Below are 867 nucleotides of genomic sequence, written 5' to 3'. Positions count from 1 at the left end.
CGAAGGGGCCGAGCGGCCTGGAGGTGCTGGCCTCGGAAACCGACCCGTCGGTCTCGGAGGCGTTCAGCGCCGAGGACTACAGCCGCGTCCTGGACGTCCTGGAGCGGTTCTACGGACTGGTCCTCACCGACTGCGGGCCGGGGCTGCTGCATTCGGTGATGTCCTCGGCGCTGAACGCCTCCGAGACCGACGGGTCGGTTTCCGAGGCCAGCACCTCCAGGCCGCTCGGCCCCTTCGAGGTGTAGCGGCGGACATCGCTGTATCGCTCGATGCTCCCGGCGTCGTGCAGCAGCTGACGCACCGTCGCCGCGGTCTCCAGCGGGATCTTCTGGCTCAGCGTGCCGCGGTCGGGGTTGGCGTCGACCGCGACCACCCGGTCACCCCGGATGGAGGCGAAGGTGGCGCCCACCGTCGCGGCGATCGTCGTCTTGCCGACGCCGCCCTTCAGCGACACCAGCGCGATCCGGTAGCAGCCGCGCAGTGGCCGGTTCACCTGCGCCACCAGGTTGTTGTAGCGGGCGGCCCGCGGGCTCTCACCGAGGTTGATCAGGTGGCCGGACACCTCGTAGAGCAGCCGGCGCCAGCCCTCCGACGGCGGCGGCTTGACCGGCCGCAGCAGCATCCCGGTGGACAGCTCGGGGTACGGCGTGTGCGGCAGCGGCTCCGGCCGCGGCGGGGCTTGCGGGGGCGGCGCGGCGGCCGGGCCGTTGTAGTAGGCGCCGTACGCCGTCGGGTCGACCCGCGGGATTCCGGTCACCGGGGTGGAATCCCAGGGCGGCATACCCGCGGGCCGGGGCGTGGTCGGCGGCGCCGCCTCCCGCCGCTCGGGCCGCCGTTCGGTGCGGAACCCGCCGCAGGCGCGGGTCG

General features: G+C 73.8%; 2 pseudogenes. One reads left to right on the top strand and one right to left on the bottom strand.

Going from position 1 to position 867, the window contains the following annotated elements:
* Positions 1-167: pseudogene (locus A9X05_RS29420) on the top strand (MinD/ParA family protein); the annotation flags it as partial.
* Here A9X05_RS29420 and A9X05_RS05485 read toward each other — a convergent pair.
* A pseudogene (locus tag A9X05_RS05485) lies at positions 155-867 on the bottom strand (MinD/ParA family protein); the annotation flags it as partial. The pseudogenes A9X05_RS29420 and A9X05_RS05485 sit on opposite strands and share 13 nt — an antisense overlap.

Origin of the sequence: Mycobacterium sp. E3298 (assembly GCF_001666895.1) — a bacterium.
Classification (GTDB): Bacteria; Actinomycetota; Actinomycetes; order Mycobacteriales; family Mycobacteriaceae; genus Mycobacterium.
Note: the sequence above shows the minus strand (reverse complement) of the source record. Positions and strands in the feature narration are given on the sequence as shown.